17 protein-coding genes are annotated in these 25,816 nt (G+C 41.1%); 8 read left to right on the forward strand and 9 right to left on the reverse strand.

Annotated features, from left to right (window positions below; translation table 11 throughout):
* Nucleotides 1-14 precede the first annotated feature (14 nt).
* The 3 genes from MWU84_RS08400 to MWU84_RS08410 all read left to right on the forward strand — a co-directional run bounded on the left by MWU84_RS08400 (nt 15) and on the right by MWU84_RS08410 (nt 4,078).
* Nucleotides 15-1,547: an arylsulfatase gene (locus tag MWU84_RS08400; protein WP_246900564.1), complete on the forward strand. Its 1,533-nt coding sequence runs from the start codon at nt 15-17 to the stop codon at nt 1,545-1,547.
* Nucleotides 1,548-1,589: 42 nt separating this feature from the next.
* Nucleotides 1,590-3,056: a sulfatase gene (locus MWU84_RS08405; protein ID WP_246900566.1), complete on the forward strand. Its 1,467-nt coding sequence runs from the start codon at nt 1,590-1,592 to the stop codon at nt 3,054-3,056.
* Between the two features lie 191 nt (nt 3,057-3,247).
* Entirely contained in the window at nt 3,248-4,078 is an 831-nt protein-coding gene (locus tag MWU84_RS08410) for a phosphatase PAP2 family protein (RefSeq protein WP_246900568.1), read from the forward strand.
* A gap of 621 nt (nt 4,079-4,699) precedes the next feature.
* Here MWU84_RS08410 and MWU84_RS08415 read toward each other — a convergent pair.
* On the reverse strand, nt 4,700-5,143 hold the full coding sequence (locus tag MWU84_RS08415; RefSeq protein WP_246900570.1) for a hypothetical protein: 444 nt from the start codon (nt 5,141-5,143) through the stop codon (nt 4,700-4,702).
* A gap of 451 nt (nt 5,144-5,594) precedes the next feature.
* Here MWU84_RS08415 and MWU84_RS08420 point away from each other — a divergent pair, with 451 nt between their 5' ends.
* Together MWU84_RS08420 and MWU84_RS08425 are read left to right on the forward strand one after the other, a co-directional pair.
* Entirely contained in the window at nt 5,595-6,125 is a 531-nt protein-coding gene (locus MWU84_RS08420) for a YSC84-related protein (RefSeq protein WP_246900572.1), read from the forward strand.
* A gap of 67 nt (nt 6,126-6,192) precedes the next feature.
* A complete protein-coding gene (locus MWU84_RS08425) occupies nt 6,193-7,101 on the forward strand; it encodes a lysophospholipid acyltransferase family protein (protein WP_246900575.1) in 909 nt (302 codons plus the stop codon).
* An 88-nt stretch (nt 7,102-7,189) separates the two neighbouring features.
* Here MWU84_RS08425 and MWU84_RS08430 read toward each other — a convergent pair whose 3' ends face one another.
* The gene (locus MWU84_RS08430; RefSeq protein WP_246900577.1) at nt 7,190-9,811 is read right to left on the reverse strand and encodes a sodium/solute symporter; all 2,622 of its coding nucleotides are present in this window, start codon (nt 9,809-9,811) and stop codon (nt 7,190-7,192) included.
* A gap of 125 nt (nt 9,812-9,936) precedes the next feature.
* Nucleotides 9,937-10,710 (reverse strand): creatininase family protein, encoded by a 774-nt coding sequence (locus MWU84_RS08435; RefSeq protein WP_246900579.1) that lies wholly within the window; start codon nt 10,708-10,710, stop codon nt 9,937-9,939.
* Between the two features lie 237 nt (nt 10,711-10,947).
* Between MWU84_RS08435 and MWU84_RS08440 the strand changes: the two genes are divergently transcribed.
* Nucleotides 10,948-11,673 (forward strand): GntR family transcriptional regulator, encoded by a 726-nt coding sequence (locus MWU84_RS08440; RefSeq protein ID WP_031442181.1) that lies wholly within the window; start codon nt 10,948-10,950, stop codon nt 11,671-11,673.
* Between the two features lie 13 nt (nt 11,674-11,686).
* Here the strand turns inward: MWU84_RS08440 and MWU84_RS08445 are convergent, their stop codons facing one another.
* From MWU84_RS08445 to MWU84_RS08470, 6 genes are all read right to left on the reverse strand, one after another.
* A complete protein-coding gene (locus MWU84_RS08445; protein ID WP_246900582.1) occupies nt 11,687-12,574 on the reverse strand; it encodes a phytanoyl-CoA dioxygenase family protein in 888 nt (295 codons plus the stop codon).
* A 162-nt stretch (nt 12,575-12,736) separates the two neighbouring features.
* Nucleotides 12,737-13,867: a sialidase family protein gene (locus tag MWU84_RS08450; protein ID WP_246900584.1), complete on the reverse strand. Its 1,131-nt coding sequence runs from the start codon at nt 13,865-13,867 to the stop codon at nt 12,737-12,739.
* Nucleotides 13,868-13,890: 23 nt separating this feature from the next.
* Nucleotides 13,891-15,063 carry an AGE family epimerase/isomerase gene (locus MWU84_RS08455; RefSeq protein ID WP_246900587.1) on the reverse strand — a complete coding sequence of 391 codons (1,173 nt, stop codon included), beginning with the start codon at nt 15,061-15,063 and terminating at the stop codon, nt 13,891-13,893.
* 45 nt (nt 15,064-15,108) lie between these two features.
* Nucleotides 15,109-16,011 (reverse strand): dihydrodipicolinate synthase family protein, encoded by a 903-nt coding sequence (locus tag MWU84_RS08460; protein WP_246900589.1) that lies wholly within the window; start codon nt 16,009-16,011, stop codon nt 15,109-15,111.
* A 211-nt stretch (nt 16,012-16,222) separates the two neighbouring features.
* A complete protein-coding gene (locus MWU84_RS08465) occupies nt 16,223-17,728 on the reverse strand; it encodes a RagB/SusD family nutrient uptake outer membrane protein (RefSeq protein WP_246900591.1) in 1,506 nt (501 codons plus the stop codon).
* Nucleotides 17,729-17,738: 10 nt separating this feature from the next.
* Nucleotides 17,739-21,059, reverse strand: a complete 3,321-nt coding sequence (locus MWU84_RS08470; RefSeq protein WP_246900593.1) for a TonB-dependent receptor — start codon at nt 21,057-21,059, stop codon at nt 17,739-17,741.
* A 415-nt stretch (nt 21,060-21,474) separates the two neighbouring features.
* Here MWU84_RS08470 and MWU84_RS08475 point away from each other — a divergent pair, with 415 nt between their 5' ends.
* Together MWU84_RS08475 and MWU84_RS08480 are read left to right on the forward strand one after the other, a co-directional pair.
* Nucleotides 21,475-21,975: a hypothetical protein gene (locus MWU84_RS08475; RefSeq protein ID WP_246900595.1), complete on the forward strand. Its 501-nt coding sequence runs from the start codon at nt 21,475-21,477 to the stop codon at nt 21,973-21,975.
* 868 nt (nt 21,976-22,843) lie between these two features.
* Nucleotides 22,844-25,816 carry a TonB-dependent receptor gene (locus tag MWU84_RS08480; RefSeq protein WP_246900597.1) on the forward strand — a complete coding sequence of 991 codons (2,973 nt, stop codon included), beginning with the start codon at nt 22,844-22,846 and terminating at the stop codon, nt 25,814-25,816.

The following is a 25,816-nucleotide window of genomic DNA, read 5'->3' on the forward strand; positions in this document are numbered from 1 at the left end:
TTAACACTTACAAAATGAAATATTTAAGTATAAAGCTAAGTATGTTTTTGTTGTTGGGCTTTTACTCATTTGGTCAAAAAGCAGAAAACGACAGACCCAATATTGTTATTATTTATGCAGATGACATGGGATATGGAGACCTTCATGTCCAAAACCCCCATTCCAAGATACCCACTCCAAATTTGGATCAATTGGCCTCAGAGGGCATGCGCTTTACTGATGCCCACAGCTCATCAGGGATTTGTTCCCCCAGTAGGTATGCACTGCTTACGGGCACCTATCATTGGAGGAGGCAATTTGGTATTGTAGGTGCTTTTGGGGAGCCATTTTTTGATAAAAGTGATGTTACCCTTCCTCAAGTTTTAAAAAATAATGGATATCAAACCGCTTGTATTGGAAAATGGCATTTGGGATGGAATTGGAATTTTATAAATGAACCCTCTGGGGAGGTAACGCAATGGGGAAGGATACGAAAATTTTATCAACCGGAGGATATAGACTGGAGTGAACCTATTGGCGGTGGACCTTTGGATAGGGGATTTGATTATTATTTTGGTGATGGGACCATTAATTTTCCTCCCTATGCTTGGATGGAAAATGACCGCCTTGTACAATTGCCGGAAAGTGTCATGGATGTTCATAATGTGGGCTTCGATATTGAGGAAGGGGAATGGGAATTTAGACCTGGCCCCAAGGTGGAAGGTTGGAACCCTTATGAGGTATTGCCTACGCTTACAAAAAAAACAGTGGAATGGATTGGAAAACAGGATAGTAATAAGCCTTTCTTTTTGTATTTCGCCCTTCCTTCTCCACATGCCCCGATAATTCCAAATGATGAATTTAAAGGGAAGTCTTTGGCAGGGCCGTATGGAGATTTTGTTTATCAAACGGACTGGGTAGCGGGTCAAGTTTTGAAAGCCTTAAAAGAAAAAGGCCTGGACGAGAATACCATCGTTATTTTTACGGCTGATAACGGACCGGAAAAGTATGCCTTCGAAAGAGCCCAAAAATATGGACATTTCAGTATGGGCGAATTTAGAGGGCTAAAACGGGATGTCTGGGAAGGTGGTCACCATGTCCCTTTTATTGTAAAATGGCCAAACCACATTAAGCCTGGGTCTGTTTCCAAGGAAGTAATATCCCAGGTAGATATCATGGCAACATTGGCATCCATTACCAATACAGGCTTACCCACAAATGCGGCACCCGATAGTTATAATTTAACCCCGCTTTTAAAAGGCAAGGCGTATAGTTCCCCCTTGCGAGAGGCCACGGTACATAATACCTACGAGAAAATCTGGGCCTTGTGTCAAGGTAAATGCCTATATATAAACGGTCCTTCTGGAGAACATTCCAAAATGCCCGAAAGTTTTAAGGAGCTTAGAGGTTACACGGATTTTGAATCGGCTGGACTACTATTCGATATGGAAATTGATGACGAACAGAAAAATAACCTCTATGATAACTATCCCGAAATTATTATGGGTATGCAGGGTGTTTTGGAAAGGTACCAACAACAAGGGTATTCGGTTGAACCCAGACAATAGTAGGAATAATACAAAATGAATTTTAACCACTAAATAAATCCAATGAAACTTAAGCAAGTCGTTAGTTTATCCATTATAGTGCTGTTGTACAATGCCTGTGCCGATAATAAGGAAGCAAGGGTAATAACACAGTCATCGATATCCAGACCCAACATCATACTTTTTGTTGCTGATGACCATGGGACGGATGCTTTGGGTTCTTATGGGAATAATGTAATTAAAACCCCTCACCTGGATCAATTGGCTACCGAAGGAGTACGTTTCAACAATGCCTATTGTACCACTGCCAGTTGTGCCGCCAGCAGGTCGGTAATACTTACTGGACTGTTCGGCCACGCCACTGGGTCTTATGGGCATGTGCACGACTATCATCATTTTAGCACCTATGACAAAGTAAAATCCCTACCGGTGCTACTTGAAAAGGAGGGTTATACCACAGCAAGAATAGGCAAGTACCACGTAGCTCCCGAATCGGTGTACCATTTTCAGGAGGAGTTAAAGGCCAACCCAAGAAACACTGTGGAAATGGCAGAAGAATGTAAAGATGTATTGGCTTCGGAAAAGCCATTTTTTCTTTATTTCTGTACAGATGATCCCCATCGCGCAGCTTCGACCAACCCAGGGCAGTGGGATGCCCCAAATAGTTTCGGAAATAAGGTGGATGGATATGCCGGAGTAGAAACCATAACCTACGATCCCGAAGAGGTTATTGTACCCGATTTTTTACCGGATACCAAGGAAAGCAGGGAAGAAATTGCGCAATACTATCAAAGTGTTTCTAGGATAGATCAAGGTTTTGGTAGGTTGATGCAGATGCTCAAGGAGTCGGGCAAGGCAGACAACACTATTGTTATTTATATATCGGACAACGGAATGGCTTTTCCGGGAGCAAAGACCACTCTTTATGAACCGGGCATGAAATTGCCATGTATCATAAAAGATCCCTTTTCAAAATTGAAGAACACTACATCCGATGCTATGATTTCATGGGTAGACCTAACGCCGACCATTTTGGACATGGCGAAAGTGGAAATAAAGGAAAATTCGTTTCATGGGCGTTCTTTTAAAGATGTTTTGAACGTAAAGGAACCCGAAGGATGGGATCAAATATTTGCCTCCCATACCTTTCATGAAATTACGATGTATTACCCCATGCGCGTGGTTCGCGACAAGAATTATAAGCTGATCAGAAACATAGCATGGCGCTTGGAATACCCCTTCGCTTCAGACCTGTGGGCGGCATCAACCTGGCAGGAAGTACATAGAAACCAAAAGGAGTTTTATGGAAAAAGAAAGGTGCAGGATTACCTATTTCACCCCGAATTTGAATTATTCGATTTGGAAAAAGATCCAGATGAAATCTTGAACTTGGCCAATGACCCGGATCATAAGGAAGTAATGGATGAAATGATCAAAAAAATGAAGGCCTTTCAAATCCAGACTCGGGATCCTTGGCTCATTACATGGGACCACGATGACTCCCTTCAGGGAACAGGTGTCAATTTATAGCCTAATAGTGGTGACCAATTAGCGAATGGGAATGTTACGGTTTGTAAGGGTAAATATACTTACCTCGACCTAAATGATTGACAGTGCCAGCTAATAATTTCCTTTATTGCGATGGTGTACATTAAAATTTAGAACTAAAACCATAATTGGTTAATTTTGGCTTCCATAAGGACGTTCTAATGGTTTTGAAAATGAAAGTAATTATAATTTGTCTATTCTTTTTCTTATGCATACCTAAGGTGAAGGCTCAGGCAAAAGCCATGGACACGGTCACTACCTGGGAAATGCTGGGGTATGATGGAGCAAGTGCCTTTGGCGGGTTAAAGTATGCCTACTCTCGGCCGTTTCATTGGGAGAAAAAAAATTTTTTAACGGCAGGGGCCATAGTCTTGGGAACTGCTGCGTTATTTACTTTTGACGAGGAGAGTTCCGACTGGTTTCAGGGGCAGGAAGAAGACGTGCCGGGAGTTCTTAAGGAAACCGGCTATTATCTTGGAAAACCGCTTTACAATTACTCCATCAACGGAGGGGTGTATTTAATAGGGCTTTTTACGAAGAATGAAAAATGGAGAAAAACAGGGGTGCTCTTAATTTCATCGGCCACCACGGTGGGATTGATACAGACCGTAAGCAAAACTTTGGTGGGGAGGGCCAGGCCCATTGCCAATATGGGAAAGGCAAGTTTTGAACCTTTTAGTAAGGAGGCTGCCTATCACAGTTTTCCCTCGGGTCACACCATATTGGCATTTACCACCTTTTATGCCATAGGCAAGCAGTTTAAAAATCCTTGGGCCAAAGGCGGGTTTTACACTCTGGGCCTACTTTCCCCAGTAACCAGACTTTGGAGTGGAGCACATTGGTTGACCGATGTGGCACTGAGTATGGCGGTAAGCGTTGTGGTAGTCGATTCCATAGACAAATATCTTAATAAGGAAAGATATCCAGGGATCGATTCTAAGAACAAAATTAGCTGGAGCCTTCAAATTGGGCCAAGCAGTATTGGTTTAAGAGGCTCTTTCTAAGAACAGGTAAAAGGTGATTTTATGTAGTCCCTGTTTTGGAAAATAGGTGCTACTTTATCGTTTTTGTATACTACCTATTGCTAATCCTGTTTGTTGGAAGCCTCTATAAATATGGAATAATATATTTAGCTGAAGGCTTTTTTTAGTTTTTTGTAACGGGAAATATTAAGGGATGGGCCAATTGGTCGTCATCCCCATTAATAGATTTAATAGGTTCTTTTTTTAACGATTTTGTAGGTGATAAGTGCTAAGGCTATAAGCAGACAAAAAACTATTGAGATAAATGGATTATTGTCTATTAGCTTTACTATTGGGGTCACTATTTCCATATTATTAATTTATTTCAGAGTATCTAAAAAATAGACCAAGGTTGAACGTTTTTTTTCTTTAGATATTATACACATACAAAGGTTGCTCCAAAACTTCTTAAATAAATTGCAAAACACTGCTAAACTTTGTTAAAACGACAGTATTGTAAGAAAATAGATGGTGTTGGATCGGGAAAAGATAGGTTAAATAAATATTGCTTATTTGAGAGGTAATATTCGAATAAGTACTAAATACAATAGCATGCCAAAAGACCGGTATAGGGGGGCTTAATTGAAATACCGGGTGTTTTACTTAGTTGAGCAACCTATTCCCTTTGTCCTTTTTCATGATTTTTGAAACCAGTTTAAAAAGGCGCGACTTAAGTTCCCTATAGCTAACAGAATATTTTCCTATTTCTGAATTTAACTCCCAATGGGTCTCGGTATAGGCTTTTTCCATTTTCAACTGATCTACATGATCCAGCATAATTTCCAATAGGTTCTCATGGGCCTGTACTTTTTTCATAAGTACAATTACTTCCTTTTCGGCGGTTGCGATAGCCCCAATAATCTCCTTGCTTTCATTGAACACGGCGGAATCCGTTAATTGCAAAGTGTAGGATTTTACCAAATCGTTCAAGAACAGCTGTTCGTCCCTTATGAATTTTAATTCGGACATCCATTTTAGGCTGGCTTCGTGCATTTCGCTTGGATCCAACCACTCCATCATACTTTTTTTATTGATTGAAGCGCTCATAATTTTGTGTATTAAAATGTTGTAAATGACATCTGTAATTTAATATTTTCATTATTACAGTGGTATTTATTACCCAGTGCCAATAATTACTATTTACTTTATTGTAATATTGGGTACAAACATAAAGTTATGAAATAGGAAAATGGATGTAAATGACCTTGGTCATTTTTGTTGTTCCATTTACAAAACTTTTATGCTTACCACAGTGTTAACAGCGTTATATATTTTAAGGGTAGAAATACCATTTTAAGCCGTTGCAATTGTTGCGCTAAATAAATATGTTGTCTCTCCTTGTCTTTTTTTGGTAATTGGATATTAAGTACAATTGCCTAAAAATCATTAACTTAGATTGGGTAAAAGAAGTATTAACAAATTCTTACAATTTTAAATTAATGGGTCCATAGTAAGTATTTCTAATTTTGACCTACAAATATAGCAGAACATCAATACGATGAAAATATTAAAATTTACTATAATTTTGTTGGCAGTAATGTCAACGGCCGTAGCAATATCACAGACAAGAAAGGATAAAAAAATTCTTAACGATGCTGCCAAGGCAAAAAAGACCTTGCTAAAGGCCCATTCCGGCTTGCAAAGCTTATTTGATGATTCTGCTGGATACGTAATTTTTCCAAACGTTGGTAAAGGTGGACTTGTGGTAGGCGGAGCTTCAGGAAATGGAGCCGTTTATGAAGATGGAAATGTTATAGGCCTAGCCGGACTTAAAAAATTAAATATTGGGTTGCAGGCAGGTGGGCAGGCAATAATCGAGGTCATTTTTTTCGAAGATGCTGAGGCACTTAGCGAATTTAAACAAGGCAATTTTAGCTTTGCAGCAGAGGTGTCGGCGGTTGCGCTAAAGTCTGGAATAGCCTTGAACGCGAAATACAAGGATGGGGTTGCCGTGTTTGTTTTACCTAAAGCTGGTCTAATGGCCGATGCTTCGGTAGGAGGACAAAAATTTAGTTTTAGACCATTTTAGCGTATTTGGATTGTTGTAGCATTTTAAATGCTGTTGTTTTTATTGGAAGAACTTAAGACAGAACAGGATGAAATACCTTTCAAGAGTTAAATTTCTGCCCTTCTATGCAGTTTCCATATTACCAATGGGGGTACTTTATGTTCTCTCGGATATGATGTATTTCTTGGTATACCGGGTAGTAGGATATCGTAAAAAGGTGGTATTCAATAACCTTAGAAATTCATTTCCTTTTAAGAGTGAAGAGGAGATCGGGCAGATTGCCAAGGATTTTTATAGGCATTTCTGTGATATTGTTTTGGAATCGTTTAAAAGGTTGACGATAGGGGAGAAGGAAATAAAAAAACGCTTGCTCATCAAGAATCCGGAGTTGATCCAAGAGTATGTAAATGACCAACGAAGTATTCTCATGTACACAGGGCATCAAGGCAATTGGGAGTGGTTGGTTTTTTTGCCTTTAATGTTTCCCTATAGCTCCAATACATTTTACAAGCCTATTAAAAACAAATATTTTGATGAGCTGTTCAAAAATATGCGAGAACGTTTTGGTGTAAATTGTGTGGAATCGGACAAGGGTTTTAGGACCATTATAGATAATCATCAGAGGAAAGTACTTACCTTAAATTGTATGATCGGTGATCAAAGTCCAACTAAAAAGAGTTCCAAATACTGGTATAATTTTTTAAATCAGGAAACTGCTTTTTTTGTTGGTGCAGATAAGATAGCCAAGAAAACGGATCAGGTAGTCCTATTTCCATTTTTTAAAAAATTGCGGCGCGGGTATTATGAATTGGAATTTAAGATCATTGAAGATCACCCACAAATAAGGGACAATTTTGAGATATTGGAAAAATATGCCCAACAATTGGAACAGGCCATTATGAGTGCCCCGGAATTATGGTTGTGGAGCCATAGACGATGGAAGCTAAAAAGGGAAAATGAAGCCTCTTTGCCGGAATTGGAATATGCTTCCAAATAGGCTGGCCATGGTTCATAACTTACCTCATCTTTTTCTTTTCGCCCAAATTGAATTAGCAAATAAATGGGCATTGGAAAGGTAGAAAATTTTAAATTTGGGTTCCATTCTGTTTTTTGTTTTTAAAAATCAGGCTAAATACATATCCAAATACAAAGCAGGAAACCAATCCAAAAAAGGCGTACATTAAAAAGTTTATAGAGGTATAGTTACTAATATAGTAGATTAGTCCCCCGCTAAACACAAATCCGATCAGCGTGCCTTTGGCATTGGCTTTTTTTGTCAACATGCCCAAAAGGAACATTCCTCCCAGGCCGCCCGTAAAAAGACCCAGGTATCTGTAGAATTCATCCCATAGGGATTTTATGTTGGAACTAGCCATCCATAGTGCAAACAACACCCCTAAAATACCTGTGATTATGGTAGCCACCCTTGCAATGCGTAGGAGGCGCAAATCGGCTATTTCGGGACGGAAGTGCTTGTAGAAGTCGCTGCAGAATGCCGTGGAAACCGAGTTTAAACTACTGCTGATGCTGGACATTGCCGCTGAAAAGATTCCTGCCACAAGCAGTCCTGACACTCCTAGAGGAAGCTCTTTAACAATGTACCACGGAAAAATGGAATCGTTGTTGGTAATGGATGGGGATAAGCGATCGGGCATCTCAGAATAAAATATAAATAATAAGGTTCCAATACCGAAGAATATTACGGTTGCCGGTAGGGTCATAATGGCGTTGGTGTAGACGGTTTTCTGTGAATCCTTGATATTTCTACTGGTCAAGTAGCGTTGAACAATGGTTTGGTCCGTTCCTTGGGTGACCAGAGCAGAAGCCAATCCTCCAATGAAAACCACCCAAAAAGTGGAGTCGGTAAAATTGAGTTCCATGTTCATAATGTTGAACTTATTTCTGTTTGATGCATAATCTATCATTTCACTGAAATTAGCCTCTGTATGCAGCATAATCCAGATAATAGCCAAAACACTACCCCCCATTAAAACTATCACCTGCATTACATCTGTCCAAATTACCGCTTCTATCCCTCCGAATGCAGTATATATTATGCAGAGTATGCCCATTAATAAAATACAGGCCTCAACGGGTATTCCGGTAACTATGGATACAGCCAATGATGGCAGCAATAGGACAATCCCGATTCTGCCCAATTGAAACAAAATAAAGGAAAGACTGCCCAATGCCCTGGCCGTGTAATTAAACCTATTCTCCAGAAATTCGTATGCTGTGGATATCCGTAGTTTGGCAAAATATGGAATAAATATATAGGCAATTACAGGGGTAATCAAAATGGCGGTCATATTGAGCATAAAATAGGACCAATCTGTAATAAAGGCTTTGGCCGGTATAGCCATAAAGGTTATTGCGCTCAGCAAGGTTCCAAAAACACTGAGTCCCGAAGCCCACCAGGGGATACGCCCACCTCCGGTAAAGTAGTCTTCAGTAGAGCGCTGTTTCCTGGAAAAATATAGCCCTATAAGGACGGATATGCACAAATATGCCGCCAATATCCCATAATTTAGCAGTCCAAAAGGATGTGAAGCTTCCGCAATTTTGAACGCTTGTACTTTCGGCGTGCGTATTCCGGGAGATATTTCACCTGAGACGATGATGAAATTGTCCTGGTCGCTGAAAGATAGGGCCGTAACCGGAATTTTAATGTCCAGACTATCATGGACGAACCATTTTTTGGTAATGGTGTTGTAGGCCAAAATGTCCCTGCTAAAACCGGGATGTCTATTTAATATATTATTTCTTGATCGAATTAAATTTTGCCTTATGGAATCATTGTTCTCTTTGGAAATTTGTAACCCATATTGCTCCAATTGATTGAAAAGTATTTCGTCAGAACCACCGTAAATCATTAAATGCATAGATCCCATGGCTTCGGCGGAGGCCCCCATCAATACCCTGGGCTTTTGGTCTATAAGTACTTCACCTTCTTCTTGCCAAGTATTGTTTTTGAGATTATAGGATAAATAGGTGCGGATTACTTCCGAAAGTTTTCCCTTTACTTCATTCCTTCCGCCAACCACAAATATCTTTTTAGCTTCAGTGGCTTCTTGGACCACTGCCGTATGAAGGCCCCTGGGGGGACCCGGGAAATCCGGAAGCCGTTCCCAGGAAGTTTTGGTTTTTAGATCCAGTCTTAGAAAAGCGTTGGTGCTCTTACCATTATTGATGCCCCCAATAACATAAACATAATCTCCGTTGATAACGGTGGCAGAGTTGGATAGAGGTTCTGGGAGGTCCGGGTAGTTTATTATGGATATGTCCGAGGTATTTTTGTCGTAACTCATAAGAAAAACAGCATTACTGGTTTCTTCAATATTGTTACCGCCAATACACAGAATTCCATTGGGAAGATTTACCGATGCTCCGTAGGCTAAAGGGTATGGCAGAGAAGTTTTTGCCAATTGCCATATGTCATCTTCGAGGATATATATGGAACTGCTCCATTTTTTTTGTCCACCTTCCCAGGGAAGGGCATCGGGGAAGTTGGCTCCTCCTCCTGCGATCACTACTCCATTATGCACGCCCCCCAACATCCCTGCGAGGCCGAAGGCCTTTGGCTGATCAGGTTCGGCCGGAAGATTGGGATAATCTTGAATGGAAAGCTTAAGGCTGTCTTGGGCAAAAGCTGGGAATGTGCCTAGGAGCACGATTATAAGTATAAAAAGCTGTTTTAATATCCGCATGTTAGATATGTGTCTTGGTTGGGCCAATATACTTAAAATAATAGTATTATGTATGACATATTCACAAGATTTTAAATTTTAACAACTTTATTATTCGTGATGGTGGTATGGCTGTTAATATATGGTTACTCGTACATATCATCAGCATCGATTTCATGGAGTTCCACTAAAAATTTGGCAATAGAAGCTGTCACTGCCTTATGGAAGTTGGCTCCATTTTCTGGGCTGGCCATTTTTGGATTTCCCACGCCGGTATCTTTGGTGACGGCCGTCCATTTACGTTGGGCGGTAACCCATCCCTCCTTTAATCCTTTTATTTTGAATGTTTTAGCGTTTCCATCTCCGGCTTCATTCAAGGGCAATACCAAATTTGGGGTTAAATGCATTACAACGGCGGTTTCCAATTCCCCGGCATGGTCCCCTGGTTCTTTAAAATAGTCGGAAGCCTTGGCGGCCTGCCACCAATTTAGGGAGCAAACGAAGACTGTAGGATGAACTATGCTCAGTTCCCTGATCATCTGTTTGAAATTATTGCCCCCATGTCCGTTTACGATAGCCAATTTCCGAATACCATTGGCCTCCATAACCTGGACCAAATCTTTTAATACGGCCATTTGGGTACTTGGGTTCATGTTTAAACAAAGATCAACATCTATTTGTCCCGTATTTACACCAAAAGGGATAGTGGGCAGAACAATCACTTTAGCACCTTGGGTCCAGGCAATTTCGGCCGATGCCAAGGCGGCGTTCTCTGCCAGAATATTGTCGGTTCCATAAGGCATATGGTAATTATGTGCCTCAGTAGCGCCCCAGGGCAATATGGCAACGGTGTAGTTTTCCTCTCGCACGGTTTTCCAATTGGTTTCCGCCAATACGTATGGTCTTGGGTTATTCTTCATCTTTATGGATTTTAACTTAAAGGTTATTGATACCTAAATAAATAATCAATTTCACGTTATACTTCTACAACTTGTTACCCAACACACTTCAATTTTCATATTAATATGTAAGACATAAAACAATTTTTATGCAATTAAGGGGAAATAGTTGTAATTTTGTTATAAATTACGCAAAAATTAATCTTCTGCCTTTAAATTGAACCAGGGTAATATCGCAATTCTAATTTTCGTAAAAAAATGAGTACACTAAATAAAATTGAACCTTTGGAAAACCTGTCTTTGGTGGATAAGGCGGAAATTAGAATTCTTAAGTTTTTTAAGGAGAACAATTTAAAGCCGGGGGATGCCATTCCAAAGGAATTGGAATTTTCCGAAGCTTTTGGGGTTAGTAGAACAGTTGTGCGGGAAGCTCTCTTGCGTTTAAGAACGCTAGGGATTGTTGATTCCAAAAAGCATCGCGGCATGATTTTGACCCAGCCCGATATTATAAATAATTTTGAACGTATCCTTGATCCCACTTTACTCGGCGATGATACCCTTAGAAACTTATTTGAGCTTCGATTGATAATGGAAATGGGAATTGCGGATTTTCTGTTTGAATACAAAACGCAAAAGGACATGGATGAACTGGAGCGAATTGTGACTTTGGAGGAAGAAACAAGTTATGAGAAGGATCGCTTTTCTTTGGACAGGGAAATTGCATTTCACGGCAAGCTTTACCAGATGTCCAACAATGCCACTGTGCAGCGGTTTCAAAGTCTTTTGTTGCCCGTTTTCGAGTATGTGTATTTGGAAGAATCCAAGAAAAACAAAACTGATTACCAATATTCTTCCGGACAATTTGTTACACATAGAATGCTAATGGACAACTTAAGGGTAGGTACCCCCGAGACCTATAGGAGTGCCATGCGCCGTCATTTGGAACCCCATTTTGATCATGCGTTAAAGAAAGGTAAAAAATAGAACAGATGCTTTTTTAGGAATATTGAGGGGTATAAAGTAAAGGGAAAAATTTACCCTCCATCTTATGGCCTTTTGGAACCTTTGGAACCCCGGCCAAGAGCTCGTCGTCCGTATTGCTTACAGTGCCATCGGCAAATATGTTGAGTACAAATGCCCTTCTGCTTCTTTCCGATTTATTCTCGTACGAACCATGCACCATTAATGGATGATGAAAAGTGGCGAAACCCTTTTTCAATTCAATGGCCGTGGGCTTAAACTCTTTTTTCTGATCTTCACTAAGATATTTCATGAGGCCATCCATATCGCCTGCCAATGACGGGGCATCCAAAAGACCCCATTTATGGCTTTTGGGAATATAATGAAGGCAACCATTGTCCGTATTGGCATCATCCAATCCGGTCCAGCAGGTAAGGTGTTGCATGGCAATTGTTCTGGTCCAATAGGAATAGTCTTGGTGCCAGGCTACTACACCACCATGCCGGGCTGGCTTACAAAATAATTGGTCGTGCCAAAACCTAACGGATTTGGTGTTCAACAGCTGATGGGCCGCCATAGTAAAGGCAGGGTTCCAAAGAACGTCGTGAAATCCTGGAGTAATACGCCAATGTCCAAGGGAATGGAATAAAACCGCATTGGGGTCCTGGGATTCATTACTGTGGAATTCGTAGAACAAATGATTCCCGGGATGATCCGGGTCCATTATTTCCGCCAATTCTTGGTTTAATTTATCAACCTGCCATTCCTCCAAGAGCTTTATGCCCGAGACATAGCCAAATTCATGAAAGTGCGCCAGCTGTTCATCGGATAATTTGTATTGCTCCCATTCTGCCTCCGATTTTGGCGGTTTGAACATATCCGAAACAGGACGGTCATAATCGGCTAAGTCTTTTATAATGGACATACTGCAGTTTATAATATGCTATTAACAATCATTAAATCGCCACAACCCTAATTTGGAGGGCAAACTGTTATAAATATATCCAATATTTTTCGATATATCAATTTATTGGACCCTATGAAATTATCGGGATGGTTATATAAATGAACTGCCCCTATTAATTGACTATTTCTTTTTATTTTTCGGTTTTCGGTACCTATCTTTTCCATCTGTCAGCCATTTTAGCGAAAAGCTTACGAAAGTATTCTTCTGGTAATCGTCCTGTTCAAAAAACAGACCTATGTCCCCGTTCTCCAGGATGGTCATGGACGAATAAGCCGATTCTCCTTTGTAAATAGTTTTTCCTTCGGACCAGGTTTTGCCCTCATCATAACTTATTCTAACCGTCATGTTAACGCGATCTTTTTCACTTTTGGCATTGGAAAACAACAATCTGTTTTTTCGGTAACCATCCTCGATGGAGGTATAGCGGACTATACTGGCATTACAGCCTGGATCTATCAAGGCAGGTTCGGGTTGGGTTACCCAGCTTTTTCCTTCATCACTGGAAATATGTACATATCTTTTTCCCTCTTTATTCGCCCTGGCGTTGATCATCCAATCCCCATTGGCCAACTCTATAATTTTGGATTCGTCCGCAGGACTTACGGGAGTGTCTATAAAAAACCAGGATTTTCCATGGTCCTTACTGCCAAACACATGTAAGCCGTTATTTAGATTTACCATGCAATGGAGTAGGGTGCCGGATCGGGTCTGTATACCACGACCGGAGGTGATAAATTTAAAATCGTTATGCCATTCCTGTTTCGTAATTTGAGGGGTAATATCTTCAGGTTGGCTCCAGGTCTTGCCGTTATCTGCACTTTTTACCACATGTAAATAGTACACGTCCTTTTCTTTATCCAGATCCATATAATTGTAAAAAAGAAAAATTTCATTGGTAATGGCATCTACGATCATAGAAGGGTCCGAAGCGGATTGACCTAATGGAAAATCCACAATTTTTTCAATTGCTGACCAAGTTTTGCCATTATCAGCACTTCTTCTTATCACAATATTAATGTCTTTGCTCCATTTTAGGTCGCCACAGGAAGGTACCCTTTCATCAATAGCAGCAATAATATTGCCATTGGGAGCAGTGGCCAGGGCAGGGATGCGATAACAGGACACGTCCGGATTCATCGAAGTATTGAACAGATCTTGATGGCTTATTACCCCATTGGCTATATTGAACTTTTCTTGTTGTGCAGTTGCACTACAGCTTACCAACAGAAGTGCTAAAATTGTATTTTTCATATTTTATAAATTTACGATAGTTTCTATTTTATTATTCCTTTATTCTCCATTCTCTCAAAGGCTTTCCAACATTGGAGCATGGCTCTTGGTACATGAAAGCATCCCTTCCATTTGCCTCCTTTGAGGTTTAACAATACTTCCCCCCTTCGATTTAGATACCCAAACCATTCTCCGTGTTGTGGGTCTGAAAAATGCTGCCAGCTATAGTCGTGCACCTTGGTGTACCAAGCGGAAATTTCCGGGTTTTGGGTTTGTTCATAAGCCTTGGTAAGGGCTACCAAAGTCTCCAAATGCACCCACCATAATTTTTGGTCACATTCCAATTGTTGGGGAGGATGACCCTTTGAATCCATAAAATAAAATATTCCGCCATATTCTTCGTCCCAACTGTATTCCAGAATTTTGACGATGGTCTCAGTAGCCTTATTTATTAACTCCTGGTCATTCCTTCTCACGGCAATATCGGTTATAAACCACATGGCTTCTATGCCATGACCGGGATTCAGCAAACGGCCGTTAAAGCTGTCTTCCAAACTGCCATCGGGCTTTGTGAATTCGTAGATTATACCGGATTTCCCATCCAGAAATACTTCCATAACCTCTCGAACCGCAAAATCTATGGTTCGCTCCACTTCATTGGGTTCCAATATGTCTTCCAGCTCCAGAACCAAATTGGACAAGATCATGGGCAGGGCAAAACTTTTTAAAGGTCTGGCCAATGTTCCTTTTTCATATTTTCCCTTGGGGTTATCCTTTCTTTGAAGAATATTTAGATACGTTTTTTTGGCGAGTTCTTTATATTCCTGATCTTCTGCCGCTATTCCATATTGGGCAAAAGCCATGGCCGCAAAACAATCCGAAAAAATGTTATAGGGTTGTACCAAGGGTTGTCCGTTTGCGGTTAGGGAAAAATATACATTGCCTTGTGCATCCATTCCCTTATGTCTTATAAAATCGACCCCACTTTTGGCAATTTCCAACCAATTTTCCTTTGGTTCCACCTGGTTGTACAAGGTAGAGAACATCCACGCCTGTCTTCCTTGCAGCCACATAAATTTATCGGTGTCGTAAACCTTACCTTCCCTATCCAGACAGGTAAAATAGCCGCCGTTTGTACGATCAAGGGAATGCCTTTCCCAAAAGGGGATGACGTTGTTTAGGAGATTGTCTTTATAAAGGTTGCTGTGAGGTTTCATTTGTAAAATTTAATTTTTTGGATGGCGCTTTGAAAAATGGAACATTTAAAATTTTGAAGTATAAGCCATTATTCCAAGGTCGTCTAACTCATTTTCGGCCCTTTTAAGTTCCTCAATTGAAAGGGTTGCATGTGGAAATCTACTGGGGCCACAATCCACGCCCAAGACCTTCATAAAGGATTTGGCCGCCCCATTAAAACCACCTTTTGAATTTAGGGTATCCACGAACTTCATGGATTTTTCCTGAAGGGCCGCAGCCAACTTATGGTCGTTGTTGTGGAATGCCTCTATGATGGATAAATACAAGGGCGCCAAATGGTTGTAGGTGCTACCTACCCAGCCTTCTGCTCCCAAAGGAAGGCTCGCCAATAAGATTTCATCAAAACCAAACAGAATATTATAGGCGCCATTATCAAAATCCTTACAATATTTATAGTCTATCAGGTTATTGTTGGTAAACTTGATCCCTGCAAAGTTTGGAATTTCCCGGGAGGCCAATCCCAAAAATTCGTGCACGAGGAAATTGGCACCGGTCAATACCGGTATGTGATAGTAATAAAAGGGAGTGTTGGGAGCGCAACTCGCAATCTCTTTGCAGTACTCCAACAAACTTTTTAACGAACTAAGTCTAAAGTAATAAGGGGCCAATGCTGCTATGGCATCTACCTTTTGGGCAGAATGTGTTGCCAAGGCTTTGGCTTCCTTTAAACTATTATGTCCAACGTGGTTTACCAGAAAAAAGTCGTTTGGTTTGTTCGCGGCCCATTCAGTGATAATATCTTTCCTTTCTTTAGTGGTTAAGGAAACAAAATCGCCAGTGGATCCGTTTACAAAAGCCCCTTTTACCTTGTTGTTTTTCAAAAATTGGCCGTATTCGGAGATTATACCCAAATTTATTGAGGTATCCTTATGCATAGGTGCATAAGTCGCGGCTATTAGTCCTTTCATCTATTTAATTTTTATTATGTATTACAAAATACAATTACGCACAAAGATTTCATTCTCCCAAAATAAATTAGTCAACACTTCGCAATTGGTTTAATCAATTTGGGTAATTTTTATTGGATGGTTTTAATTGTGGAATTAAAGCTTAAAAAGGATTCCAAAAAAATGGAACCCTTTTTTCAGCAAACAACTCAATTCAAACTAACTCAATATTTTAATTGTATCCCGGAGTTTGTTCCAGTAATGGGTTTCTTCCGATCATATCCGTTGTAATGGGCAGTACCAATTTATACTCGTCACCAGGGTTTAAGAAGCTTATATTGTCCAGTACAAAGCTGTTCCCGGCCCTTCTTAAGTCCCACCATCTTTTGCCTTCACCTATAAACTCCTTATATCGCTCATCTAAGATGGCATTGGCGTTTTCTGTTGGAGATCCATTGGTGTAGGCGTGGAGGAGGGGCGCATAATTATCTCCATATGCCCTTTGGCGAATTTGGTTTATTTCTCCCGAAGGATCTTCCCCCAATAGGTTTTTGGCCTCTGCCAATAAAAGGATTACGTCCGCATATCTGTAGACTGGAACGTCATTTTCAAAAATACGCTCGGACCCAATAACCTGCCCCAAAAATTTATTGAATACGGAACCGAAGTAGGCCGATTCATTATAGTTTGTATATCCAAGTCCGCCATTATCGTCCACATACAGCCTAATGAAAGTGGCATCCTTGCGACTGTCGTCATTGTCGTCCAGCAACAGTATTGTTTTTTCCGATTGTCCATATCTGTTGGCTCCAGCGATTACAAAATCGCCCATGGAGTTGCCTTTGTCATTAAAAGTTGGGTTTATTTCGGTACTTCTTCCGGTAAGGCTATTGTAAAAGTTGGAAGCTTCATCCTGCTTGTACTGTATGGCAAAAATAAACTCGCTATTTCCTTCATTTCCAACACCCCATAAGTCCGAGATGTTCGGCTCCAATGCCACCCCGAAGGAAGCAACCTGCTGTAAGGCTGTTTTTGCGGCCTCAAAATCCGAAGCACCACCGCCCATTAGGTTGCCCGACCAAATATAAACATCGCCTTTAAGGGCCAATGTTGCCGCCTTGGACCAGAAGTTTCTATTGCCTTCCCAGAAATTGTTTGATGATGCAAAAGTGCTCAAGGAGGTTTCAATATCAGCTTTGATCTGGGTCATAACCTCTGCTTGGGTTGCTCTGGCTTTGCTCAAACTAGCGGGATCCACATCGGTTATGGGTTCCAAAATGATAGGTACTCCTCCCCAGGTCTTTAGAAGGGTGTAATAGTATAAAGCCCTTAAACCGTAGGCTTGTGCCAGTAAATGGTTTTTAGCCTCTTCGTTTACAAAGCTAACATCTGGGGCGTTGGCCAGAAAATCGTTGATACGGTGTATTCTGGTGTACAGACCTGCCCAGCCACCAAAGGGTGCCGTGGCAACGGTAATGTCCGATCTTATCAGGGATTCGTTGTTGGGCGATTCAAAGGTTCTGCCACCCCAAATATCACTTCGTATTTCACCTAATAGCCATAAGTTATCCGCAGAAGATCTTAAATTGGCATATAGGCCCGTATGGGCGGTTCTAACTCCTTCTTCTGTATCCCAAAAGCCGGCTGTGGTCAATTCACTGGGGCTGGTGAGTTCCAACTCACTTTCGCAAGCGCCCATGGTAAAGGCTATTAATAGTATGGAAATATATTTCTTCATCGTTCTAATTTTAAAAAGTTAGGTTTAATCCAATGGTAACGGTTTTTGGGACGGGAAATGCTCCGTACTGAACACCCCCTATTTCCGGAGTTTCTCCGGTGAAACTTTTGAAGTAATGCAGGTTACTTCCCGTTACAAAAATGTTCAGTCGTTTAATGACATCATTGAAATATTCGGAGGGGACGTCATAACTGAAGGTTACTTCCCTTAGGGCCAAATAATCCCCTTTTTCCCAAAACTGACTATTACCTGCATTTAAAAGGCTGGAACTATCCCCTGAGCTTGCTCCTTCATTCCCTCTCCAAACATTTTTGGTTCCGTTTACGAAAACAAAACGTGGCCAGTCGGTATCCGTATTGGTCGGTGTCCATGAATCCAAGACTTCGGTAGGCTGGTTCAAGTTACCTTGTGTTTGTCCATAACCTTTGTTCCGGATATGGTTCCACACCAAATGTCCCGTAGCAAAATCGGTCTTTACGAACAGGTTAAAGTTCTTGTATCTAAGACTGGTGGTTAGGCCTCCCAAGAAGTCTGGAGTAGTACGTCCTATCACTTTTCTGTCCAAGCTGTTAATGATTCCATCGCCGTTTTGATCTTTCCATTTTACGTCTCCTGCGAAATGTGTGTTTTTATCTCCAGGCAGGAAGTCGTCCTGAATGTTGCTGTCGGCATCGGCTTCGGCCTGACTAGCATAGATACCTTCCTGCTCATAGGCAATAACGAGGTCGTTGCCTACACGCTGGCCTTCCTGTAGACCTCCTACCCATTCTTCTTCCCCTGTCTTGGCATTCCAGATCAACTGTCCGTCCTGTCTGTTGAGATCGTTGGCATTTTCCGGAAGTTTCTCTACGTAATTCCTGTTGGAAGTAATGGTGGCGCCAACATTCCAGGTAAGGTTTTGGTTTTGAATTATATCTCCATTGACCTGCAGTTCAAATCCTTTGTTTCTAATGGTTCCATTGTTGGTAAGAATACTGCTAAAACCGGTGTAGTAGGGTAGTGTAAGATTGGCAAGTTTGTCTTTAATGTCCCTGGAATACACATCTGTAATGAAAGAGAGTCGGTCGTTAAAGAAGGAAATGTCCAAACCGGCATTTAGGGTGGTTGACTTTTCCCATTGTAGATCCAAGGTAGGTAATCCTGAGTTGGCATAACCGGTTTGTCCATTATATACCCCTTGGCTGCCATAGGCCCCAAAAACACCATAATTGCTCAATACCTCCTGATTACCGTTTACACCATAGCTCAATCTCGGCTTTATCCTAGATATAGTATTGACTATATTGGAATTGGCAAAGAAATTCTCATTGTGCAGGTTCCAGCCCAAGGATACTCCTGGGAAAAAGTCGCTCTTGTTATTCCCGAGCCTAGAGGAGCCGTCATTTCTAAAGGTAAACCCAAATAGGTATTTGTTGTCATAATCATATAGTAACCTTCCAAAAGTAGAGGCAAGCACATATTCAGTTTCAAAGCTAGAAGGTATGCCATTGGCTTCCGCTCCTGCATTCAAGGTCTCTATCAGGTCTGTGGGGGAATTTCTGGTTCCAGCAGAGGTGGTAAAGTAATTGTCCTTGAAATATTCTGCACCAATCAGGGCATTAAGATTATGACTGCCTATACTCTTGATATAATTTAGAGTACCGGTCAGCTGATTTCTCAAGGTCCTGTCCAGACTTACCGACGCTTCCCTGCCCGTTCTTAACGGACCGGTTGTACTGCCAACTCTATAGGCTCTATTAAAGCTTTCGTTGTGGTTGTTGATGGTAAAATGGCTTCCATCTACGGATAGAATCAGGTTGTCCAATATGCTCCAGTCGATACCCACTGAGGCCGATAACCTTTGTTCCAAATTTTTTCTGACAAATTTATCCTGATAGTATAAAGGATTGCCAAATCCCTGGTTTTGTCCTACCGCATATATGTTGGACCAAGTGCCATCAGGGTTGTTGTCATAGGTTCTGGAGGTAGGGGCCTGGCTCTGAAATCTCCTGAATACCGTGTCATCGCCACCCAATGGACTCAAACTTAGGTTGGAATGGGAGTACAGTACATTGGAGTTTACCTTTAGGTTGTCCGTAATTCTGTAGGATCCCGTAAACTTTCCAGAGTACCTTTTAAAACCCGATCCCAGAATTAAACCGTCGTTATCCAAAAGTCCCAGGCCTAAATAATAAGAACCTTTTTCATTTCCGCCGTCAAAGGAAAGGTAGTGGTCTTTGGTGGCACTGTTTTGGTAAATTCGATCGCCAAGAGTCTTATTGTCATAAAACAAAATGTCTTGACTTGGATTCAGGATATCCGGGATTGTGCTCCAGCCTGGTTGATTCAACAAATATTGATTGTCCGCGTTTAACAATTGCGTGGTGAAAGGGGAGCTAATGGCATCACCGCCTGTTCCCATACTGTTGGCCCCGTCCAAAAAGGCACCAAAGGATCCAGGGTTATTAATGGCCTCGCGATACCAAGCAATTGATTGTCTGTTGTAATTTATGAAGTCGGCCGCACCAATATATTTTTGGTCATTTCTTTCTTCATTCATACTATACTTATATTTATAGTTGATCGAGGACTTTCCTGGTTTACCGGATTTGGTCGTCACCAATATTACGCCATTGGCGGATCTGGCCCCGTATATGGCTGTAGCCGCCGCATCTTTCAGGACTTCGATAGATTCGATATCATCGGAGTTTAGAGCATAAAAGCTGCCTGGTATCCCATCTATCAAAATTAATGGTGACCCTGTACCGTCAAAGTTGGTACCTCCGCGCAAAACTATTTGCGGGGTAGCTCCGGGTTGCCCAGTGGTGTTGGTTACCCTTAATCCGGCAATGGTACCTTGTAAGGCTGTTGCTGCGTTGGACCTAGTGGAGCTTTCTAGGATTTGGGTGTCCAGTTTTGAGACCGAGGTGGTCAAGGTGGCCCTGGTTTGGGATCCGTAGCCAGTAACGACCACTTCGTCCAGGAGGGCAGCGTCTTCTTGTAGGACTGCATTTATTGTGGATTGATCGCCTACGGTAATAGATTGTGATGTGAATCCTAAATAACTGAATATTAGAACATCGCCTGTACTCGCCATAATGATGTAGTTGCCATCAAAATCACTTTGGGTCCCTGTTGAGGTCCCCTTGACCAAGACATTGGCTCCGGGTAGCGGTTGTCCGCTTCCATCGGATATGGTTCCTGTTATTTCTTTTTGCTGGGCAAAGGTTAAGCCAAAGGTCAGTAAAAGAATAAAAGTGAATACCAAAGAAGGGGACTTTGTTGTTTTTTTGTTTTGAACGGACTTGGTAGTAGGTCGATTTCCTGTCCATGGTTTTTTAAGATGCTTCATAAAAAGGATGTGTTTGAGTTATCATATCTGTTAGATTTTGGGCAATATATAAATTTTATATTATTATGTTATACATAATGCATATTAAAATTACAATTTTAACATGGCTAAATGAATTTTATGCTATTAATACATACATATTAATTTATGAGCATAAATAATATATAATAATGTTTATATAACTGAGTTTCTATTTTGCCAAGGTTGAGTTGGCTGGGTATTGGGGTAAGCATGATAATTGTAATTTATAGGTGTTGGGGGGAGTATTGAGTATACGCAGATTCTAAACCTTGGCATACAGCGGGTAGGATAATGAGCATTCCCACAACCTTTTTTGTAGGTTTTACAACAAAAATATGGTCTAGTATAAAGAAGATTCTAGATTTATACCAAACCAAAATAAAAACCAACATTTATGAAAAAAGTACTAGTAACCCTCGTTTTTGCACTTTTAGGAATGGGCTTGTTTGCTCAAAAGGGGATGAAATTGGGAATTCACGGGGGGCTGCCCTTGGATGAATTTCAAGATCAGCTTAGCCTGGTTGCGGGTGTGGACCTAGGATATAGATGGGGGTTAAGTGAAATTATAGACCTTGGGGTAATGGTAGGTTTTGTAAATGGATTTCCAGAAAAATATGATCGAGATCTCTTTGCCGAGGATTTGCCTAACATTCAATTTATGCCCCTTGCCGCTTCCATTAGATTTTGGACATCCAATTCGTTCTCCATTGGGGGAGATGTTGGTCAGGCTATCGGAATCAATGACGGTAATGACGGTGGATTGTACTATAGGCCTACAATTGCTTATTTGATGGGAGCCCAAACTGAAGTCAATTTGTCTTATACCGGTATTGCATTGGATGGTGCTACATGGTCCACCATTAATGTAGGAGTGCTCTATACCTTCGATTTTTAAGAGGATGTGCTTTAAGCCTTCTCTAAGAAATTGTATATCGTACTGCTAAATCGGAAACCTCACCTTTTTGTCGGGATTTATTGCTCAATCCTTGGGACGGTTCCCCAAGGGTATCCCGAGCTGGCCCTAAGGTTTAATACCGTATATTTATTCTTCTCCATTTTACAATTATTCCTTAGTGATCTGAAACAAAAACGAAACGGATCACCTTACTTTTTGCCACTTTAGATGGGGTGCTACAATGTTAAATTATTGTTAGCGTGCTAAAAAAATGTAATCGGTACTTCACAGGAATTGCAGTCAATGTATTTTTTCGGGATAAATCACTATAAGTAATTTAAAATCAACTAAATATCTCATAAATTAAAATTTTTGATCAAAATACTGGTTTAACTTTATTTATTACCTATACCTATTATATACAGGACTTGAAAAGAATTCTTGTAACATAATAAAGCGCTGGTTATTAAAATGTAAAGTCAAGGTAAAATCATAAAATCGCCCAATTTTAATACCTGCATTTATATAGTTTTGCCACGAATAACCAATTCAAATAATTAGTCGGTACTCTAATTTTAGACGCAAAGTAAAGGACTTTAGTGTTTTGTTTCCAAGGGAAGAAAGGAGTTGAAATATCCCTAGAACAAAACTTGATTGGCCTGTTTTATGTTTAGGCGGGCAGCATTATTGTTCTTGTCCTTAAGGTAGTGAAATGAGATAGGTTCAAAGTGATCTAGGGAAAGTAAGAAAACTCCTATAAACTAAATCGTATGCAAACCTTTGCATTGTTTTTGAAGTCCTAAAAATTCCGATATCGTTAATTTATTGTTAAATTGGTTATGACAAAACTAATTTAAACCATAAAAATATGAAGAAACTGAAATTTTTGATGTTTGCCTTTATGATAGGCACATCCATGACATCATGGGCACAGACAACGGTTACCGGTACGGTGTCCGATGAACAGAATATACCCTTGCCCGGAGCTACAGTTCTTGAAAAAGGAACTAAAAATGGAACTACGACAGATTTTGAGGGAAATTTCACCCTACAAGTGTCGGATGAAAATGCAATTCTCGCCGTATCCTTTTTAGGGTATGCCTCCAAAGACATTCCTCTCAACGGTCAAAGTAATGTAAGTGTATCGTTAGAGGAAGATTCCTCCTTATTGGACGAAGTGGTCGTTGTGGGTTATGGGGTTCAAAAAAAGTCGGATGTAACCGGTGCTATTGGTTCTTTAAAGAGCGAAAGCTTTAATCAAGGTGTCGTTACCAACCCTGGGCAGCTATTACAAGGTAAGGTGTCGGGGGTTAATGTTACCTCTGTTAGTGGAGAACCTGGGGCGGCACAGAATATTATTATTCGTGGGGTAGGAAGTCTTAGATCCGGAACCACGCCACTTTTTGTTGTGGATGGGTTTGTTATCGACAACAGTCCTACCGGGGTGGCCTCAAACCCGCTGAACTTTATCAACCCCCAAGACATTGCCTCGATCGATGTCCTAAAGGACGCATCCGCCGCGGCAATCTACGGGGCAAGGGCTGCCAATGGGGTAATTGCCATTACCACCAAAAGAGGGAAAACTGGGAAAACGGAAATGAATTTATCGGTATCCACGGCCATGTCATCCTTGGCGAACGGAATGGATGTATTCACTGCTGATGAATTTAGGCAACAGGTGCCTGCAGTTGGGGGTACTTTAATTGACGGGGGCGCAAATACCAATTGGGAAGATGAATTGACCAGAACGGGTATTTCAAAAAGGGTGAATCTCTCTATGAGCGGTAGTACAGGAGGTAAGTTCTCGTATTATGTATCCGGTGGTGTAGATGACCAAGAAGGTATATATAACAATAGTTATTTAAAAAGGTACTCAGGCAGGGTGAATTTGACCCAAAAGGCCCTGGATGGACGTTTGAATGTGGAATTCAACCTTACAGCAGCAAAGACTGTTAATGAAAGACCCAATATATCGGCAATCGTGACCGATATGTTGCAATTGAACCCCACCATTCCAGTGTTCACCAATGGTGAGCCAACATTATTGGAAGAGCGGTTAAATCCGATTCAGCGCAATCGGCTGTACACAGATGAAGCCAACAACCATAGAATCTTGGCCAATATTGCGCCCTCTTTTGAGATTGTTGACGGTCTAACGTACAAAGTAAACTTGGGGGTAGATTATTCTGCAACAGATCGCGATATACAGAGCGAGCCTTTTGCTTTGTTGGAAGGGGAAGAATTTGGTGAGTTGGATTCCAGAACCATCACCAACAGCAATACTTTGGTGGAGAACACCTTAACCTATACTTTTAGCACAGGTGACCACAATGTGACCCTGCTGGCAGGGCACTCTTATCAAGAGACAATTTACAAACAGAAGCAGTTTGAATTGGAGGGATTTGCCCTCAATGGCATAGAGCCGAGATATCAAGACCAGATAAGTACTGAGGTGCGTCCCACGACCTTGACATCTGTGGCGTATAAAAATGAGCAACAATCATTTTTCGGCAGGATGAATTATGGGTATCAGGACAAATATCTCTTAACGGCGACATTACGGGCGGATGGTTCTTCTAGATTTGGCGAAAACAACAAATATGGGTATTTCCCTTCAGTGGCATTGGGCTGGAATATTAGCAAGGAAGACTTTATGGCCGATAGCGAAGTGTTCAGCAATCTAAAATTAAGGGCAAGCTGGGGGCAAACTGGTAACCAGGACGGTATTCCAAGTAAGGTGAGTTTAGCCAGTTATGTGGACTCCAAGACCGAAAATGATACCTACCCCATTGGAGGAAATGAAGTGACCTTGGATGATTACCCCTTTGGAACGGTACCCGTGCGTACGGCATATCCAGACCTTAAATGGGAAGTTTCTACTCAAACCAATATTGGTTTGGATTTTGGGTTGTTCAAAAATCAGTTGACAGGTTCTTTGGATTACTTCAATAAAGTTGCCAGTGATGTGGTACTATTTGCCAACAGGATAGACCCTATACAACCTACCGAAAAAATCTGGACCAATATTCCGGACATGGAAATTAAGAACACCGGGGTTGAATTTACCTTGGATTATAATGGAAGTTTCAGCGAGGATTTTACATATAATATTGGAGGGAACTTTGCATTCACTGATAATAAGGTGGTCGACTCCCAATTTGAGGTGATAACCACAGGTGCGGCATCCGGAGCCGGCCAGACAGGTGCGACGATCAATGGTTACATTAATAATGAGCCCATTGGTGCTTTCTACATGAAAGACTTTATTGGGATAGGTGCTGATGGATTGAACGAGTTCAGGGATGTTGTTCCCGATGGTGAATCTTTGGACAATGACAGGTATGCGGTCGGTAGTGCATTGCCCGATTTGATTTACGCCTTTTACATGAATTTAAATTACAAGAACTTTGATCTGGGATTAAATTTTAATGGGGTGTCCGGGAATAACATATATAACCACACCGCAATGTCGTTGTTTACCAGGGGGCAGCTCAGTAGAAACCTGAACACTACACCCTTTGCGGCCGAATTTCCCAATGAGAGCAATAGCAATTCCAATGAAGTATCTACAAGATACTTGGAAGATGGCAGTTATTTACGCTTAAACAATGCTACCTTGGGATATACCTTGAATCCACAAGATTTGGGATTAGGGGATTTAGTAAGCGGCATCCGTTTTAATATAACCGGACAAAACCTTTTCGTGTTAACCGATTATTCGGGCTTTGATCCAGAAGTAAATACCAATGCGGACATCGATGGTATTCAAACGTTCGGAATCGACCGTTTTACCTATCCTAGTCCGAGAACGATCCTGTTTGGCCTAAACGTATCCTTTTAA

It is taken from the genome of Arenibacter sp. F20364, assembly GCF_023015905.1.
Lineage (GTDB): Bacteria > Bacteroidota > Bacteroidia > Flavobacteriales > Flavobacteriaceae > Arenibacter.

Excerpts from the sequence above, each read along its gene's own strand:
- MWU84_RS08430 (WP_246900577.1), bottom strand. The coding sequence starts at position 9,811 with ATGCGGATATTAAAACAGCTTTTTATACTTATAATCGTGCTCCTAGGC.
- MWU84_RS08400 (WP_246900564.1), top strand. The coding sequence starts at position 15 with ATGAAATATTTAAGTATAAAGCTAAGTATGTTTTTGTTGTTGGGCTTT.
- MWU84_RS08480 (WP_246900597.1), top strand. The coding sequence starts at position 22,844 with ATGAAGAAACTGAAATTTTTGATGTTTGCCTTTATGATAGGCACATCC.
- MWU84_RS08435 (WP_246900579.1), bottom strand. The coding sequence starts at position 10,710 with ATGAAGAATAACCCAAGACCATACGTATTGGCGGAAACCAATTGGAAA.
- MWU84_RS08470 (WP_246900593.1), bottom strand. The coding sequence starts at position 21,059 with ATGAAGCATCTTAAAAAACCATGGACAGGAAATCGACCTACTACCAAG.
- MWU84_RS08465 (WP_246900591.1), bottom strand. The coding sequence starts at position 17,728 with ATGAAGAAATATATTTCCATACTATTAATAGCCTTTACCATGGGCGCT.
- MWU84_RS08405 (WP_246900566.1), top strand. The coding sequence starts at position 1,590 with ATGAAACTTAAGCAAGTCGTTAGTTTATCCATTATAGTGCTGTTGTAC.
- MWU84_RS08475 (WP_246900595.1), top strand. The coding sequence starts at position 21,475 with ATGAAAAAAGTACTAGTAACCCTCGTTTTTGCACTTTTAGGAATGGGC.
- MWU84_RS08440 (WP_031442181.1), top strand. The coding sequence starts at position 10,948 with ATGAGTACACTAAATAAAATTGAACCTTTGGAAAACCTGTCTTTGGTG.
- MWU84_RS08415 (WP_246900570.1), bottom strand. The coding sequence starts at position 5,143 with ATGAGCGCTTCAATCAATAAAAAAAGTATGATGGAGTGGTTGGATCCA.
- MWU84_RS08445 (WP_246900582.1), bottom strand. The coding sequence starts at position 12,574 with ATGTCCATTATAAAAGACTTAGCCGATTATGACCGTCCTGTTTCGGAT.
- MWU84_RS08425 (WP_246900575.1), top strand. The coding sequence starts at position 6,193 with ATGAAATACCTTTCAAGAGTTAAATTTCTGCCCTTCTATGCAGTTTCC.
- MWU84_RS08450 (WP_246900584.1), bottom strand. The coding sequence starts at position 13,867 with ATGAAAAATACAATTTTAGCACTTCTGTTGGTAAGCTGTAGTGCAACT.
- MWU84_RS08410 (WP_246900568.1), top strand. The coding sequence starts at position 3,248 with ATGAAAGTAATTATAATTTGTCTATTCTTTTTCTTATGCATACCTAAG.
- MWU84_RS08420 (WP_246900572.1), top strand. The coding sequence starts at position 5,595 with ATGAAAATATTAAAATTTACTATAATTTTGTTGGCAGTAATGTCAACG.
- MWU84_RS08455 (WP_246900587.1), bottom strand. The coding sequence starts at position 15,063 with ATGAAACCTCACAGCAACCTTTATAAAGACAATCTCCTAAACAACGTC.
- MWU84_RS08460 (WP_246900589.1), bottom strand. The coding sequence starts at position 16,011 with ATGAAAGGACTAATAGCCGCGACTTATGCACCTATGCATAAGGATACC.